Annotated in this window: 15 protein-coding genes and 1 other RNA gene; 1 reads left to right on the top strand and 15 read right to left on the bottom strand. The window is 39.3% G+C overall.

What is annotated here, in order from left to right; translation table 11 throughout:
- Window positions 1-168 precede the first annotated feature (168 nt).
- An RNA gene (gene rnpB / locus IQ282_RS03865) (RNase P RNA component class A) lies at window positions 169-508 on the bottom strand.
- 100 nt (window positions 509-608) lie between these two features.
- On the opposite strand from rnpB, the gene IQ282_RS03860 reads away from it, so the two are divergent.
- Window positions 609-2,495, top strand: coding sequence for a DNA polymerase III subunit gamma/tau (locus IQ282_RS03860; protein ID WP_194850592.1), 1,887 nt, complete (start codon window positions 609-611; stop codon window positions 2,493-2,495).
- 117 nt (window positions 2,496-2,612) lie between these two features.
- Here IQ282_RS03860 and IQ282_RS03855 read toward each other — a convergent pair whose 3' ends face one another.
- The 14 genes from IQ282_RS03855 to IQ282_RS03790 form a co-directional block, all read right to left on the bottom strand.
- Window positions 2,613-3,512 carry a Ppx/GppA phosphatase family protein gene (locus tag IQ282_RS03855; protein ID WP_194850591.1) on the bottom strand — a complete coding sequence of 300 codons (900 nt, stop codon included), beginning with the start codon at window positions 3,510-3,512 and terminating at the stop codon, window positions 2,613-2,615.
- Window positions 3,512-5,560, bottom strand: coding sequence for a polyphosphate kinase 1 (gene ppk1 / locus IQ282_RS03850; RefSeq protein ID WP_194850590.1), 2,049 nt, complete (start codon window positions 5,558-5,560; stop codon window positions 3,512-3,514). The genes IQ282_RS03855 and ppk1 overlap by 1 nt, the downstream gene beginning before the upstream one ends.
- On the bottom strand, window positions 5,560-6,045 hold the full coding sequence (locus IQ282_RS03845) for a SixA phosphatase family protein (RefSeq protein ID WP_194850589.1): 486 nt from the start codon (window positions 6,043-6,045) through the stop codon (window positions 5,560-5,562). Before IQ282_RS03845 ends, ppk1 begins: the two co-directional genes overlap by 1 nt.
- Window positions 6,045-6,689 (bottom strand): pyridoxamine 5'-phosphate oxidase, encoded by a 645-nt coding sequence (pdxH, locus tag IQ282_RS03840; protein WP_194850588.1) that lies wholly within the window; start codon window positions 6,687-6,689, stop codon window positions 6,045-6,047. The genes IQ282_RS03845 and pdxH overlap by 1 nt, the downstream gene beginning before the upstream one ends.
- Before the next feature lie 291 nt (window positions 6,690-6,980).
- On the bottom strand, window positions 6,981-8,720 hold the full coding sequence (locus IQ282_RS03835; protein ID WP_194850587.1) for an efflux RND transporter periplasmic adaptor subunit: 1,740 nt from the start codon (window positions 8,718-8,720) through the stop codon (window positions 6,981-6,983).
- Window positions 8,721-8,954: 234 nt separating this feature from the next.
- A complete protein-coding gene (locus tag IQ282_RS03830; protein WP_194850586.1) occupies window positions 8,955-9,446 on the bottom strand; it encodes a DUF305 domain-containing protein in 492 nt (163 codons plus the stop codon).
- A 17-nt stretch (window positions 9,447-9,463) separates the two neighbouring features.
- Window positions 9,464-12,199 carry a heavy metal translocating P-type ATPase gene (locus tag IQ282_RS03825; protein ID WP_194850585.1) on the bottom strand — a complete coding sequence of 912 codons (2,736 nt, stop codon included), beginning with the start codon at window positions 12,197-12,199 and terminating at the stop codon, window positions 9,464-9,466.
- An 11-nt stretch (window positions 12,200-12,210) separates the two neighbouring features.
- Entirely contained in the window at window positions 12,211-13,566 is a 1,356-nt protein-coding gene (locus tag IQ282_RS03820) for an APC family permease (RefSeq protein WP_194850584.1), read from the bottom strand.
- Window positions 13,567-13,568: 2 nt separating this feature from the next.
- A complete protein-coding gene (locus IQ282_RS03815; protein WP_194850583.1) occupies window positions 13,569-13,862 on the bottom strand; it encodes a phosphoribosylpyrophosphate synthetase in 294 nt (97 codons plus the stop codon).
- 1 nt (window position 13,863) lies between these two features.
- Window positions 13,864-14,697, bottom strand: a complete 834-nt coding sequence (locus tag IQ282_RS03810; RefSeq protein ID WP_194850582.1) for a universal stress protein — start codon at window positions 14,695-14,697, stop codon at window positions 13,864-13,866.
- A 35-nt stretch (window positions 14,698-14,732) separates the two neighbouring features.
- Window positions 14,733-14,942, bottom strand: coding sequence for a heavy-metal-associated domain-containing protein (locus IQ282_RS03805; protein ID WP_194850581.1), 210 nt, complete (start codon window positions 14,940-14,942; stop codon window positions 14,733-14,735).
- 77 nt (window positions 14,943-15,019) lie between these two features.
- The gene (locus tag IQ282_RS03800) at window positions 15,020-15,472 is read right to left on the bottom strand and encodes a heme-binding domain-containing protein (protein ID WP_194850580.1); all 453 of its coding nucleotides are present in this window, start codon (window positions 15,470-15,472) and stop codon (window positions 15,020-15,022) included.
- A gap of 50 nt (window positions 15,473-15,522) precedes the next feature.
- Window positions 15,523-16,110 (bottom strand): DUF3347 domain-containing protein, encoded by a 588-nt coding sequence (locus tag IQ282_RS03795; RefSeq protein ID WP_194850579.1) that lies wholly within the window; start codon window positions 16,108-16,110, stop codon window positions 15,523-15,525.
- A 68-nt stretch (window positions 16,111-16,178) separates the two neighbouring features.
- Window positions 16,179-16,499, bottom strand: a complete 321-nt coding sequence (locus IQ282_RS03790; RefSeq protein ID WP_194850578.1) for a four-helix bundle copper-binding protein — start codon at window positions 16,497-16,499, stop codon at window positions 16,179-16,181.
- Window positions 16,500-16,515: the final 16 nt, after the last annotated feature.

Raw genomic sequence — 16,515 nt, 5'->3', positions numbered from 1 at the left:
TTCTCGACTGCGCTCGAACTGACGTCGAGAGATTTGTAATTTTACAAAATGATCTATCTATGATCAGTGAAATATCCTGGAAAAGGAATAAATGGTTGCGCAGCAATTCGCAATCGATAATTAGCAATAATGGTTTGCTTAGCAAATCAAGAATCAGCAATTGGTAATTAAAAAAGCAGGCCTATAAGCCGGATCCTGTTACTCCATAAATGAAGCACTCTATCATTTATCTAGGATTGCAATTACTCACAACCTCTAACTGCCTACCCTTCAGAATCGCGCGGATCGCACTCAAGCTCTGATTTACGCGACATTTCACCACATAGAGTTTACCTGGTTTCACTACAGCATTACCTGTACATCCTTTCTGTTGCACTGGTCCTAATTCGTTTTCGCTTTCGCGAAAGCGAACCGACGGCCGTTAGCCGCTATGTTATCCTATGGTGTCCGGACTTTCCTCATAATTCCCAGATAAATCTGAGCGCTATACGATAGAGCGGCCTGCTGCGGCAAAATTACATGAATTATGCCCGAACTGTTGATAATTATCATAAAAACAAACCCACAATCGATCCAGTTGCGGATGGTTGAATTTATCTTTGGCGCGCATGGAGCCCTTTATAGTATCAGCCCGAAAATACAGACCCGAGACCTTTGAAGATGTGGTGGGACAGTCTGCCATTACCCGAACGTTAGATAACGCTATCGAAAGCAATCATCTAGCGCAGGCCCTGCTATTCACCGGACCGCGTGGTGTGGGAAAAACGACTTGCGCTCGTATTCTGGCGAAGAAAATTAACCAGCATAATGTGGAATATGATCCTAATGAGGATTTTGCATTCAACATTTTTGAACTGGATGCGGCATCCAACAATAGCGTGGATGGCATCCGGGAATTGATTGCCCAGGTGCGCGTACCTCCGCAAGTGGGGAAATACAAAATCTATATTATTGACGAGGTACACATGTTGTCTTCTGCTGCTTTTAATGCGTTTTTGAAAACCTTAGAAGAACCACCAGCGCATGCGATTTTTATTCTCGCAACCACAGAGAAGCACAAAATAATTCCTACGATCTTGTCCCGTTGTCAAATCTTTGACTTTAAACGAATCACGGTTAGTGACATGCGAGAGCATTTAAAGCGAATAGCGGTTAAGGAAAATATTGATGCGGAGGAAGAAGCACTGCAAATCATCGCTCAAAAAGCTGATGGTGCCTTGCGGGATTCCTTATCCATTTTTGACCGGGTTGTGAGTTTTTCTGGTAAAGATCTAACGGTACAAGCGGTAACTGAGAATTTGAATGTACTGGATCGGGATACTTATTTCAGTATGACTTCTTTGATTCTTGAAAATAATATACCACAGCTACTGGTAGATTATGATCAGATCATGATTAAAGGTTTTGATGGTCAGCATTTTTTAAATGGTCTTGCCTCACATTTTAGAGATCTAATGGTTTGTAAAGACGAACGTACGATTGTGTTGCTGGAATTGGGAGAATCTACTAAAAAGAAATATCTAGAACAGGCAAGATTGACAGAGATGAGCTTTTTGCAAACAGCCATCGAGATCACTAACGATGCCGATTTAAAGTACCGCAACAGCCGCAACCAGCGTTTGCTTGTGGAGCTTTGCTTGATGCAACTTGCCTCTATTCTTACGCCAGCTACTGGCGAAAAAAAAAAGTCTCTAACCTACATCCTACCCGCTGATACATTTGCTGAAGCTGTAGTTTCAGAGCCTACTACTTCTACAGATGAGGTTATAGCTGATTCCCAATCGAAAATTGAAAGATCTAATTCTAACCAATCGCTTCCTGGCCATACCGAAAATGTAGGTCAAGTTTCTAACTCCAGTGCAATTGACGTTCCCGAGAAGACAGAAGAAAAATTAAATTCTCTACCACAGCCTGAAGTAAAAGTTGTTCCGCAAACGAGTACTTCTGAAGTAACAAATCCTATACCTCCTACTCCTAGTGAATCTTCCAATCAATCTCTAGACGAGAGACGTAAAGCTTTATTAGATAAAAATCGCAATAGGGTAAGCTCGCTTTCAATACAGGGAATAGAGCGTAAAAAGGAACACATTGAGAATAAAAAGGAAACTGAAGTGATACACGACAGTTTACCTGAAGAACCTTTTACACAAGAGGAGCTAGTGGCGGTATGGAATAAATATGTGGAACACTTAAAAGAACGCGGCTCACTGATTCTAGCGAGTATTTTAAACGTGGATAGTCCCAAGTTGGAAGGTACAATAGCACACCTGCGATTCCCAAATGTTTCTATGAAGGAAGATTTGGAAAAAAACATGGGTCAAATACTTGAATTCTTAAAGCGAGAATTACAGAATTACAATCTGGAAATCGCCATTACTGTGGACAAATCAGTACAAAAAAGATACGTCTATACGGATCAGGAGAAATTTCAAAAATTAGTAGATAAAAATCCTTCTATAGATTTACTTAGAAAAACCTTTGACTTAGAATTTTAAATGAACTTTTAAATCATAATCGGTTTCAATCTGGAATGAAAGTAGGACCATAAAATTATCGAGTTATGACCTTACCATTAAAGATAGATGTGATGAGCTGTTCTAAAAGTCTATTCTTTATGTTTGAATTCTAGAATTATATATAGATTTAATGATACCATCCGTTAATCCTATTTTTGGAACATGAATGTTTTTTGCATCACTCCATTTCATGGCTCTCAGATAGATACGACAGGCTGGAATTATCACATCTGCTCTATCTCGATTAAGTGCTAGATGATAGATGCGTTCTTCATAAGTATAGCTTTGCAGTTTCTCATAATAACTCGATAAGTACAAATACGATAAAGGCTTGCCGTAAACCTTACCGCTGTTTTTAAAGATATTATTGATATTACCACCAGAGCCTATCAATTCTATTTTATGATAGGGTTCACAAGCTTCTTTTACCCATTTCTCAGCTTCTTTCCACAGTTCGCTTTTAACCATATCGTGCAGTAGTCGAACAGATCCGATTTTAAAGGATTTTGATTCTATCGGGCTACCATTTGCATACAAGGTAAATTCTGTACTTCCTCCACCCACATCCACATATAAGTAAACTTTATTCTCATCGATCAAATCGCGCAGGTCTGTCATGGCAATCATAGCAGCTTCATGTGTTCCATCAATGATTTCAATATCAATTCCCGATTGCTTCTTTATAATCTTCACCACATCTTTACCATTAGAGGCATCACGCATCGCACTGGTAGCATAAGCCTTATAATCAAGAACCTCATGAACTTCCATTAAGTTTTTATAGGATTTCATAGTTTTGACCATCCTTTCAATGTTATATTCCGAGATATTTCCATCCATAAAAACTTCCTCGCCCAGTCGAACAGGAACACGTATCAGACTGGTTTTTTTAAATACAGGGGACAGGTTGTCAAAGGTATTGACCGTCGCAATTAATAAACGTATTGCGTTAGATCCTATATCAATAGCTCCGTATTTCTCTGTATTAAATCCCATTAAACATCTATATTTTGTTGATAATAAGCATAGGTAGCGTATTGCGACCTGATTTCTGGCATTTCATTCCTTACGTAGGAATTTGACTGATCCTCATCAATTATTCTTGCCTTCACATTGTCATTCCAGCAAATATCCAGCGTTTCTAAAATCTCTTTTTTAATATCCTCATCGTAGATGGGACAAGCGATTTCTACACGATTATCTAGGTTGCGTTGCATAAAATCTGCGCTAGAAATGTATAACGAGGTATCACCGCCATTGTGAAAATAATAAACGCGTGGATGCTCTAGATAACGATCGACAATACTAATCGCTTTAATGTTATCACTCATTCCCTTAACACCTGGAATCAGACAACATATGCCACGTATGATTAGCTCAATTTGAACACCTGCATTGGACGCTTGATAGAATAAATCAATCATTTTATAGTCTGAGAACGAATTAAGTTTCAACCGTATCAATGCCTTTTTTCCCGCTTTCGCGAAAGCGATTTCACGTCTAACCATCTGCTCAATACGAGATCTCAAAAAAGTAGGACTCACAAGTAAATGCTTATACCTGTGCTGTTTGTAATTGACTTCAAAAAATTCAAAAACACGTTCCACCTCTTTTAATATCTTCTTATCTGCTGTGAATAAAGTATAATCTGTGTAAATTCCTGCAGTCGCCTCGTTGAAGTTCCCAGTAGAGATAAAACCATACCGTTTCAATTTACCTTCCTGTCGGCGAGTTATGAGACAAGCTTTGCAGTGCACTTTTAAGCCTGGAACACCGAAAATCATCTGAATCCCCTCCTCCTGCATCAACTCTGCATAATTGATATTTGCTTGTTCATCAAACCGTGCCTGTAACTCAATAGATACCGTAACCGACTTTCCGTTTTTGGCGGCATTAATAAGAGATCCTGCAATCTGGGAAACTTCTGCCAGTCTATATATTGTAATCTTTATATCCTCAACATTAGGGTCCAGCGCAGCTTCTCTTAAGAATTTTGTAGTATTTGCAAATGTATGATACGGCGCGTATTGCAGAATATCCTTCCTTGCAATGTGCATCAATAGAGAACCTTTAATAACAAGATTTTTAATAGGTAAAGGTGTGAGTGGTTCATATAATAAGTCTTTACGACCTAAACTGGGGAACTTTAAATAATCACGCCTGTTGTGATACCTACCGCTGGGAATGATAGAGTCGGTATCATCTATCTCCAGTTTACTCATTATCAAATCAATCGTTTCCTTATTGATTTCTCTATCAAAAACGAACCGAACTGGATCCCCATCTTTACGATCATATACACTATCTCTGATTTTTTCTAGTAGACTTTTTTTAAGGTCTAAGTCAATATCAAGCTGGGCATCTAGTGTTACTTTTATCATATGTGCCTCAATGCTTTCATATTCAAAAATGCTGAATAGATAATGCATTCTGTGACGTATCAAATCATCTATCAGCAAGACATATTGCTTACCGTCTTTTAGATCTGGAAGTACAACAAATCTGTTCAAATGTTTAGGCTTCTCGATCAGAGCATGTCGCACCTCGCCATCTTTGAAAGTCATTCGAACCGCGAGATACCCCATTCCATCCTGTAAAGGTGGGAATGCAGCCTTACCATCAATCATGATAACTCCTAACGCAGGGCTTATTTTTTCATTGAAGTATTTACGTAAATAATCCTCATGTTCTTTTAAAACTTCGTTCTCATCAACAATGATAATGTGTTCCTTAGCGAGCTCATTTTCAAGGTCATTGAGAATTTGAAAACTAAGCATCTGATCTTCCATTACCGTCAAGTTGATCTCATTCAACAAGTCAGCAGCGGAGATACCTCCTAGGGATTTAGTAGCATTTTTTCCTGCACGATAAATACGTTGAATAGCAGCATAACGTACTTTGAAAAATTCGTCAAGATTGTTAGAGAAAATCCCTAAAAACCTAAGCCTCTCGATGAGCGGTACAGTAGGGTCGTTAGCCTCTTGCAGCACGCGTGCGTTGAATTTAAGCCATGATAGCTCTCTATTAAAATAGCGTGGTATCATTAAAGGTTTTTTGGAAAAAGATGAAAGGTTGTAGTCCCTTTAGAAATACTTCTCCAGCTGGAAGCTTCAAACTCAATAATCACAACGCCTGTGGTAGGAACGTTTGAAAAATGTGTATCACCTAGCTGGTTAGCGAGTTCTGTCAAACCATGATTATGCGATACGATCATACAGCTTTCCATATTATCTGGAATCGTATGTACCATTTTTAAGAGTTCGCTTGAATCAAAAGTATACAGCTCTCTTTTAAGTTGTAAATTCTTGAGATCGTAATCTATATATTCGGTAAGTATGGTAGCCGTCTGTAGCGCTCGTGCAGCTGTGCTTGACCAGATTAAACCGGGATGCTTAGGAAATTCTTGAAGCGATTGCCCAATGATATGAGCATCTTGAATTCCTTTAAAAATTAGGGGTCGATCATGGTCGCGAACATCAAATTCCCAGCTAGACTTCCCGTGGCGTACTAAGATAAGTTGCTTTTTCATTAAGGTTGTAATCTTTTAAATTCCCAGGAGTTATTATTCTGGAGGTACAAAATACGATCATGCATTCGATTAGGACGGCCTTGCCAAAACTCAAAAGACACTGGTGAGCAACTATAACCTCCCCAAAACTCTGGTAATGGAACATCTTTGCCCTCAAATTGTTTTTCTATTGCTTTTAATTGATCATCTAACTCTTCTCTAGAAATTATTACATCACTCTGATGACTAGCCCATGCGCCCAATTGACTACCTCTGGGACGACTGTTGAAGTAAGCAGCAGACTTTTCAGCAGGTACCTTTTTCACATTTGCCTTGATAATTACTTGTCGCTCTAGACTAGGCCAGAAAAAATGAATGCAAATTTGAGGATGCGCTTCAATAGCGACAGCCTTTTCAGAAGTATAATTCGTATAAAATAAGAACGTGTCGTTTGCGATTTCTTTAAGAAGAACAATTCTGGTTTTAGGAAATCCATCACCTCCTATGGTAGAAACACTCATTGCATTAGGTTCTTCCACCGCATCGTCATTTTCTGCTTGCTGGAACCATTCTCCAAAGGTTTCAAAAGGATTTCTATTAAGATTTGACTCTAATAGCGCATCCTTGTCATAGGATTTGCGTGAATCTTGAAGGTCTTTTTCCATTGCAAACGTTTGAATGCAATTTAAGGATTTGAAGACAGATTTCACAGCCCTAAACAAAGGTTTTACATAAGGTGAGATGGTGATATCAATCTATTAAGGTTGCGGAGATAAAGCTATATTAAAAGCATGCAGTCTTCAATCGAGCACCTCAATACTATGTGCCACTCATTTTTCTATTGTGATAATAAGAGTTAAAATACCTAGCTTCCAGAAGTTAATCCGTCTAGGAAATCAAATTTATCTGAATTAACATAGGGCGAAAACTTTAACGGTTACTTCCATTCTTGCCTATTAGATCTCCTCGATCACACTCCCGCAAGTCATCATTTGTTCGCCATAGTAAGGGTTGCGTATATCTTGTTCTGTACTCAACCAGACTGCGCCCTTGTTATTGTTAGCCATAGGGCATTTCTGAACATAAAGCGTGGGGTCTATACTCCCGATATTCATTGCAATGGGAACCATGTTTTCATTCAAGATCACATAGTGCGCGCGCTGATTTTCAAGAATATCATTGGTCGCAATAGCGTCAAGCATCTCGATACTTTTTTTGATATGCGCTTGTTCCATTTTTCCTAAGCTACCTATACTTACAGATTTTAAAGAGGTCGATGTCGCTTTCGCGAAAGCTGAAACCTTACCAGCATCACTACTCACGAAGGCATCTTTCATTTGTAAATATGGTTTCAGTACCTTTTTAAAATTCAGCTGGAAACTCTTTGGAAACTCCATTTTCATTTGAGAAATAGGCATTTCGGTCATATCCGGCTTTCCTTGATTCATCATAGATTTTTTACCTTGAAGTTGAGCCGCCGCATCCACGGTAAAAGTCCCATTAGTAACGATTTCATCACCATTTAAAAGACCATTTGCAATTGAGTAATTATCACCATTCCGGTTCCCCAGAGTTACTTCGCGCATTTCAAAAATAGGCTCGTTGGGGTTTGTTTTGATATAAACTAGGGATCGTTCTCCGGTCCACATGACGGCAGTTGCGGGTACGGTCAGTGTTTCTCCAGTCATTTTTGTTGCGCCTTTAAGTTTACCGGTAACAAACATTCCTGGCTTGAAAAGGTTATCGGTGTTTTTAAGCGTTGCTCTTACCGTCACGGTGCGAGTCGCATTATCCAGCATAGGGTTTATAAAGGATATCGTTGCGTCAAATTCTTTATTGGGATAGGCATTCGTCACGACTTTAATGTTTTGACCTTCCTTCAGGTTTGAGATCTGATTCTCATATCCATCAAATTCTGCCCAAACCGAATTCAAGTTACTGACCTTAAGGATGGGTTGCCCTTGTTTGACGTAATCGCCTTCGCGTGCCACTACCTCGGCAACCGTTCCAGATACGGTGGCATAAATGGGGAAATTATCCCGCACTTTTCCTGAGGATTCAATAGCATTGATCTGCCCGTCAGAAAGCTTCCAGTTTTTTAGTTTATTGCGAACTGCCTTATAAAGTGCCGGTTGTGATTCTTTTAGCGAAGCTGTTGTTAGCAATTCCTGCTGTGCAGCGACGAGAGTAGGCGCATAAATGGTAGCCAGCAGCTGCCCGCGATTAACTTTTTGACCTTCATAATTTACATTCAATCGTTCAATACGTCCATCAAAATAACTTGCCTGAACCGAGTTGTTTTCTTCGTTAGTAGCAATTTTCCCTGATAAGGAGATCATACCATCCTCATCAGATGCTGTCCCACTACCTACAATGGTCGTTTGGATATTAGCCAGTGCGATGGCATTCTCGGTCATTTTAATCTCGTTCATGGCAAGACCTTCAGCGCTGGATGCCGCAGGAATAAGATCCATTCCACAAATAGGACAATCGCCAGATTCTGGTTGCATTATTTGTGGATGCATCGAGCAAGTCCACATTTGAGCCGCCGTTTCACCATCATGACCGTGATTGTCTGACATATCAGAAACGTTCTTTACGTTCATCGATTCATCATTGCCGTTCCCAAAGATGAGCCAGCCAGCAAGTAACCCAACGATTACCGCAATGCCTATATATAAAATGTTCTTTTTCATAATTTCTATTTCTTATTGAAACCCTTACCTGTGATTTTAATCCAACAGTTTTTTAAAAACCCTCTTTATTACCTTACGAAACCTAACAGGTATTGAAAACCTATTAGGTTTGTTCCTACAAGGTTTTTTGTTTTGCGCTAGGGATAGAAGTGGAAATCCTTTTTAAATGCCGATAGGCATTAAAAAGATTGTAGCGAATAGCCCGCTCGAGCGCCCAAAAAAAAATCATAAGTATTATTTCCCTTCTAACCTTTTTATCATAGCTTTCATCTCACCTATTTCCTTACGTTGGGCCTTGATAATATCATCAGCTAATTGTCTTACTTCTGGATCCTTTATATCAGCACGTTCACTCGTCAAAATAGCAATGGAGTGATGCGGAATCATCGCTTTCATCCACAAAACATCGCCCACGGTAGTTTTTTGATCACGCACTAAACTCAGTGCTCCAATAAACAAACTGATGCTTACAAAAATAATGGCGAAATTCTTCTTTTTATTCTTGTACATCCCGCGCATCGCCACATACATAATAATCGCCATGGCAGAAATACCAAGACAGCTCATATAAAAACGGGTTAGGCTAAAATATACATGATCGATGGAATACGTGTTCAAGTACATCGTGATGTACATAGCCACAAACGAGGCGGCGAGCATGGCCACAAATTTTGTGTATTGGTTTTTTTTCATGGAATCATGATTCATTTTGATGTCGTTTTGCATGTTGTTTGATTTAGAAATTAGTTAATTGATTTTGATTTGAGCCTCAATGCATTTGCAATCACGGAAACCGAGCTGAAGCTCATCGCTAGTGCTGCAATCATGGGTGATAATAATATTCCGAAAAACGGGAAGAGCAATCCAGCGGCAATTGGAACGCCTAGAACGTTATAGATCAAAGCAAAAAACAGGTTTTGCTTGATATTTCTCATTACGGCATGGCTCAAATTTTTCGCTTTAACAATGCCGTGTAAATCCCCTTTAACCAAAGTGATCATAGCACTTTCTATGGCAACATCAGTTCCTGTTCCCATGGCGATTCCTACATCACTTTTGGCCAGTGCCGGTGCATCGTTGATACCGTCTCCAGCCATTGCCACTATTTTTCCTTCTTCTTGTAATCTAGTTACTTCTTTGAGTTTGTCTTCTGGCAGCATTCCCGCTTTAAAATCGGCTAGGTTTAGGTCGCTGGCTACAGATTGCGCGGTATCGTGGTTATCGCCGGTCAACATAATGACGGCAATGCCTTTGTCTTGCAGTTCTTTGATGGCCTGCGCACTGGTTTCTTTAATTTTATCGCCTATGACCACATAACCTGATACTTCACCGTCTACGGCTAGATAGGAGACGGTTTTTCCCTTCTTCTGAAAGGATTGCGCTTCTGCTTCCATTTCTGAGGAGATGCTGGCTTTTGCGTACTCCATCATTTTTGCATTTCCCAGATCGAGCTTTTTACCATTAACAGTTCCTTCTACTCCTTTTCCAGTAACTGCGCTAAAGTTTTCGGTTTTTAGGATTTCGACTTTTTGTTCTTTTCCGTATTTCACGGTAGCCTCTGCCAACGGGTGTTCACTAGAGCTGTTCAAGGAAGCAATCATTTTAAGTATTTCGCTTTCGCGAAAGCGGTCTCCAAAAACGCCTATTTTTTCAACGGTTGGTTTACCTTCTGTAATCGTTCCTGTTTTATCAACGATGAGCGTGTCTACTTTATCGAGCTTTTCAAGGGCTTCTGCATTTTTAATGAGCACACCGTTTTGAGCACCTTTACCCACGCCTACCATAATGGACATGGGAGTCGCAAGTCCCAACGCACAAGGACAGGCAATAATCAATACCGCAATGGCATTAACCAGGGCATAAACGTAAGCGGGTTCTGGTCCCCAGATTGCCCAAACCATAAACGTAATTATGGAAATCGCAACGACAACGGGTACAAAATACCCGGAAACCGTATCGGCCAACTTCTGGATGGGCGCGCGGCTGCGGCTCGCGTCGTTGACCATTTGCACTATTTGGGATAGCAAGGTATCGCTGCCTACTTTTTCGGCTTTCATCAAGAATGATTGATTACCATTAATGGTACCGCTGCTTACTTGATCATTCTCAGCTTTATCAATAGGAATGGGTTCTCCAGAGATCATCGATTCGTCAACCGTGGTGTTTCCCTCTGTAATAATACCATCCACAGGAATTTTATCGCCAGGTTTAACCCTCAGGATATCTCCTTTTTCAATTTTATCAATAGAAACTTCTTCCTCGTTTCCATCTACTACTCGGGTAGCTTTATTAGGAGCCAGTTTGAGCAATTCCTTGACGGCAGAATTTGTTTTACTGTGCGCACGAGCTTCCAAAACCTGTCCCATCAACACCAACGTGAGAATCACTGTTGCCGCTTCAAAATAGACGTGTACAGCACCAGATTCAGTCTTGAATTGGTCTGGAAAAAAGTCTGGAAACAGCATTCCGAAAACACTAAATAACCACGCCACACCAGCACCGATGCCTATAAGTGTGAACATATTGAGCTTCCAGGTGATAATACTGCGATAAGCGCGTTCAAAAAACATCCAGGTCGCATAGAACACCACCGGAATGGATAAGCCAAACTGAATCCAGTTCCACCACTTCTGTTCCATTAAATCATATAGTGGATTGCTGGGAATCATCTCACTCATAGCCATTAGAAAAATGGGAAGTGTAAAGGCGACCGCAACCCAGAATTTCTTGAGTAGTTTCTTATACGTCTTTTCCTCGGCAGAACTGTCTGCTTTCATGGGAACTAGATCCATCCCGCAAATGGGACAGGCTCCGGATTCATCCTTGATGATTTCTGGATGCATGGGGCAAGTCCATTGTTCTGTGGTGGTTGCAGATAGATTGACTTCTTCTACCAGATCCATTCCACAAACGGGACAATCGCCTGGTTTGCCATACGTCTTGTCGCCCTCGCAATGCATGGGGCAGTAAAAGGTTCCCGTTCCTGAAGTTCCCGCAGAGGCGGGAACCTCATTTGGTTTATCAATGTCAGCCGGTTTATCACCGAGTTTATGAATGGAATAACTACCTCCATCATCTTGAAGTGCTTTTTGAAAAGTTTCGATAGGAATATGTGATTCCATTTCAATGGTAGCTTCGGCTTTTTCCAGATTGACGGTTGCATTAGAAACACCATCCACTTTAGAAAGTGTCTGCTCCACGTTACTGCGGCAACCATTGCAGGTCATTCCGTGTATGTGATAAGTGTGCTTCATTGTTCCGTTTTCTTTTGGCATATGTATGCTGTAGCTCCCGCCATCCTTTGATAATGCATCTTGAAATGTCTCGATGGGAATGTGAGAATTCATTTCAATGATTGCTTCTACTTTTTCTAAATCAACAGTAGCGCTTTTAACACCATTCACTTTAGAAAGTGTCTGCTCTACGTGACTGCGGCAACCGTTGCAGGTCATACCTTGTATGTGATAGGTGTGTTTCATATTATTTATTATTACATTTTCATTGTTTCTTCTCCGCTGCTTTCCATTCCCATATTCATATTCCCATCGTTATCAGTATGCGATTTCATAAATATAAATTGTGTGAGAAAAATGAGCGCGATTCCAATTGCAGCAACTATAAGCACAAATGGGTCGTTCACATATTTTAAATAAATGAATGCTGATAAAATGACAACATCCATTACTATGGCTATTATTGGAATTACCGGATTAAATTTTACTTCTTTTTTTAAATGTCTGAAAAGTCCCCAGTGGATAGCAATATCCATTATCAAATAGAAAATAGCACCTATGGAAGCTATCCTCGTTAAATCAAACAATATAGTTAACACTATGGCTAGAGAAACGGTAAAGATTAGTGCAGGATTTTTAAGTTTTTTGATGGCATTCAAGTTTGGCACTTGTTTCATACTACTCAACATGCCTAACATTCTTGAGGCAGAATAAACGCTGGCTATAACACCAGAAACCGTTGCAACGATAGCAAGTAAAATGGTCAATGTAGAACCCCATTCCCCAAATATGGGTTTTGCAGCAGCGGCCAATGCATAATCCTTAGCTACAATAATTTCTTCTATACTCAATCCACCGGCGACAGATAACGCTAAGGCAACATAAATAATGGTACAAACGGCGATTGAAATTATAATAGAACGTCCCACCTTTTTATGAGGGTTTTTAATATCACCTCCTTGATTTGTGATGGTTGTAAATCCCTTAAATGCAAGAACTGATAACGCTAATGCCGCAATAAATCCAAAACCTTCAGGAAAAGACTGGCTGTTAGAAGCCACATAATTGCCAGTTACAGTAGGCAATCCCGAAATCACCAAACCAGCAACAGCTAATAAGGCAATACCTGCAACCTTTATAATTGCGGTATAGGTGGCAGTTGCTTCGATAACTTTATTACCAGAGATATTTATGATATATGCGGTTGCAATAAGAACAACCCCCAATAAAGATGCATTACCCGCGTACTCCTCTGGAAATAACCGCAACGCATAAGCGCCAAAAGTACCAGCTACTAAACTCTCTGCGACCACCATCGACACATACATTAATAACGAGTATGATCCCGCAAGAGTGCCTGGCTTATAGGCTTTGGTCAAAAATTTAGCCACACCACCAGAAGATGGGTAAGCGTTTGAAAATTTAATATACGAATAGGAACTAAATCCTATAACAATAGCTCCAGCCACAAAGACGATAGGAAATAAATCTCCGACCAACTCGGCTATCTGTCCCATTAAAACAAAAATACCAGCACCTATCATCACGCCTGTACCTAAAGATACAGAGCCCAATAAAGAAAGCTTTTGGTTACTTATGTTTAACGGCTTCATTTTTATCTTAATTTTTGTCTCATTGTTTCAGTGATGTTTTCTGCATATACACCATAGGCATCTACCAATAAACCTTTAATTCCTTTTTTTGAAGATATAGCATATAGAATACTATTATCGTCCGTACTGCTCATCCCTTCAAACCGAAACGTCTGGTCAACATCAAAATCTTCTGGATGTAATTTCAGTTTGAGTGAATTGCATTCTATATGTCCGGAACATAGATTAAAATCACAGGTATAACCCTGCTCTTGTAATTGCGCCATTGTGGTCGAAAGTGTATCGTAATTTTCCATATTAAAGGTGAATTGTCATCACGGGTTTATTTGAATGATTCGTCACACTTTCGGCAATGCTATTTGAAAACATACTCGATAATCCTTTTCTGCTATGGGTGTACATTACTATTAAGTCGACATCATTAGAATCTTGAAACTTTTCAATGCCACGTAAGACGTTAGGTTCATTATAAACGTGCATGGCATAGTTTTCTAATTTTGGGAAGTGCTTTAAAAAATCCTTGATGGGTTGCAATCCATTCTCAATACTATTAGAATCTGATGTAGTGTTGATATTCAACAAGTGGATTTTAGCATTGCATTTTTGGGCTATCCTTTCAACCACTTCGAATGCAGTAGAAATATCTTCCTTGAAATCAGATACAAATGCGATATTTTCGAAAGGAAACCTTACCGTTTCTTCTTTTATCACCAAAATAGGCACTCGTGCATTACGGATGATTTTTTGCGCATTACTTCCTAGCACCTGTTTCAAAAAACCTTTTTGTATGCCTTTGCTTCCCGTTATAATAAAATCATGATCAAAGTTTTTAGAATGTGCCACAATTGCTTCATCATCTAAAACAAACTCTAAAAACGTTCTAGACTTTACACCATTATGTCCTGCTTCTATATCTAAATCTCTTAATTTATTTTTGGCAGAACCTATTTTTGCAAGTGTTTCAGGGTAGTTACGTTCGTCTATTTTATCTAGTTTCACCCAATCTACAGGAGTATTCAATAGATGCAAAAAATGGATTTCAGAATTAAAAAGTTTTGCCATATCAATAGCCAGTTTTGCTGCTGTTTCGCAGTTTCTTGAAAAGTCTGTTGGTACTAATATGTTTTTCATTTGATCTGTTTTTTTTAATTTCTTACTAATATTTTTTACAACACTTTTTCAGAAAGAGTAAACTTATCAGGCAAAGCTCTTTTTAAAATTTCTGTATCAATGTGACTAATCATGGTCACTTCAACTTCAGCCGTCTGAACATTTGCTTCGACATTGATGATGTTATCTACTTGATCCAAATATTTTTCTACAGATGCTTTACATCCACCGCAAGTCATTCCTTTTAGATTATATGTTTGTATCATAACGTAATTATTTCGCCTAAAAAAGAGAAAGGGTTCAATAAACCAACCAATAAAAATTCCCTTTCTTTAATCAGGACTTAATTTTTCGATTTCAATTCTTTTAGGAAATTGATAACCGTATTTTGTTTCAATGAATCCATAATGGCATCTCTATGAATAAGCGTGTAACTCTCCATGGGCATTTCACCACTTTCGATCTGCTTGATCATTGATCTTAATTTACTGTTTTTACGTCGATCGGAATAGCTGTCCCATTCATTAAAGTTAAGTTCAGACTTCCCTTGTTTGACGTGATCTTCTAAGTACCATGCCACTGGCTGTACTTTATTGTACCATGGATATTCTGTGTTATTACTGTGGCAATCGTAACAAGAAACCTGCAGCGTTTTTTCTATCGTTGCAGGTACTTTGTTAACCAGCATGAAATCTGTTTTTGGTACGGTTTCACTACTGTTATAATCTACTGGAAAAAACTGAATCACTATAAATGAACCAAGCGCAACCCATGCTATTATTTTAAATATTTTCATTTTAGAAATTTAAGGATGCACTCGATTCATTATTTTCTAATCTCTGATAATTAGTTGATCTCTCTCTGCACTTTACCACATTTCAACATAGAGCTACCGTAATAAGGATTGCGAACCTCTTCGTTCATACTCAACCATGCACTACCTCCATCATACATAGGACAAAACTGCTCGTACAGCTTCATGTCTGTTCCTGTAATGGCAACCATGTCAGTAACATCCTTACTCAATATTTTGAAATGCTCGCGCTGGTGCTCTATCGGGCTTTCTGATATATGCTCCGCATGCTCGACCGCATCCACCATGATGTCTTTCAATTCTGTTTGCTGGCTATCAGAATAGCTTGAGGCATCAAATGACTTTAAGGAATTCATCAATGTAGCTCCCAGCTCTTTGGCTTTGGCATTGTCATCCCCTACTAAGGCATCTTTCAAATTGAAATAATCATTCAAAACGATTTTTGCATTTGCCGTTTGGTTATCATTCATCGCCATATCTCCACCATCATTCATGGCTTCTTGTTGCATATCGCTGCTTTCTGTCATTGACTCCTCCTTATTTACGTCTTTACAGGACACGTTGAAAATTAGCGTTGTAGCTAGTGCTATTGTTCCGATTGTTTTTTTCATTGTAATCATAATTTTAAATTTTAATTGTTGTTATTTATTTTTTAAAGTTCCCCATCCTACAACAGGTGGTAATTTGTTTAGGCTAGATATGCTTCACAAGCATCTGCACAGGCGTTACAAGCTTCAGCGCAATCTTTGCAGTGCTGGTGGTCGTGCTTGCTGCACTCTTTAGCACATTGTTTACAGATCTCGTGGCATTTTTCTACCATCGCTTTCGCGAAAGCGGAATCCATCGCCAGTAATTTTACGGTCGTAGCACAAACTTCTGCACAAGCTCTATCTGTTCTAATGCAATCTACCATCATTTTGATGTTGTCAGAATCTAGGCAAGCGTCTGAACAGTAGTTACAATGCGTGATACAATTGTTTAATGCGTCAATCAATGTTTGATTTTTCATAATTTAAAATTTATCG

Origin of the sequence: Nonlabens antarcticus (assembly GCF_015356755.1) — a bacterium.
In the GTDB taxonomy this organism is placed as follows: Bacteria; Bacteroidota; Bacteroidia; order Flavobacteriales; family Flavobacteriaceae; genus Nonlabens; species Nonlabens antarcticus.
Note: the sequence above shows the minus strand (reverse complement) of the source record. Positions and strands in the feature narration are given on the sequence as shown.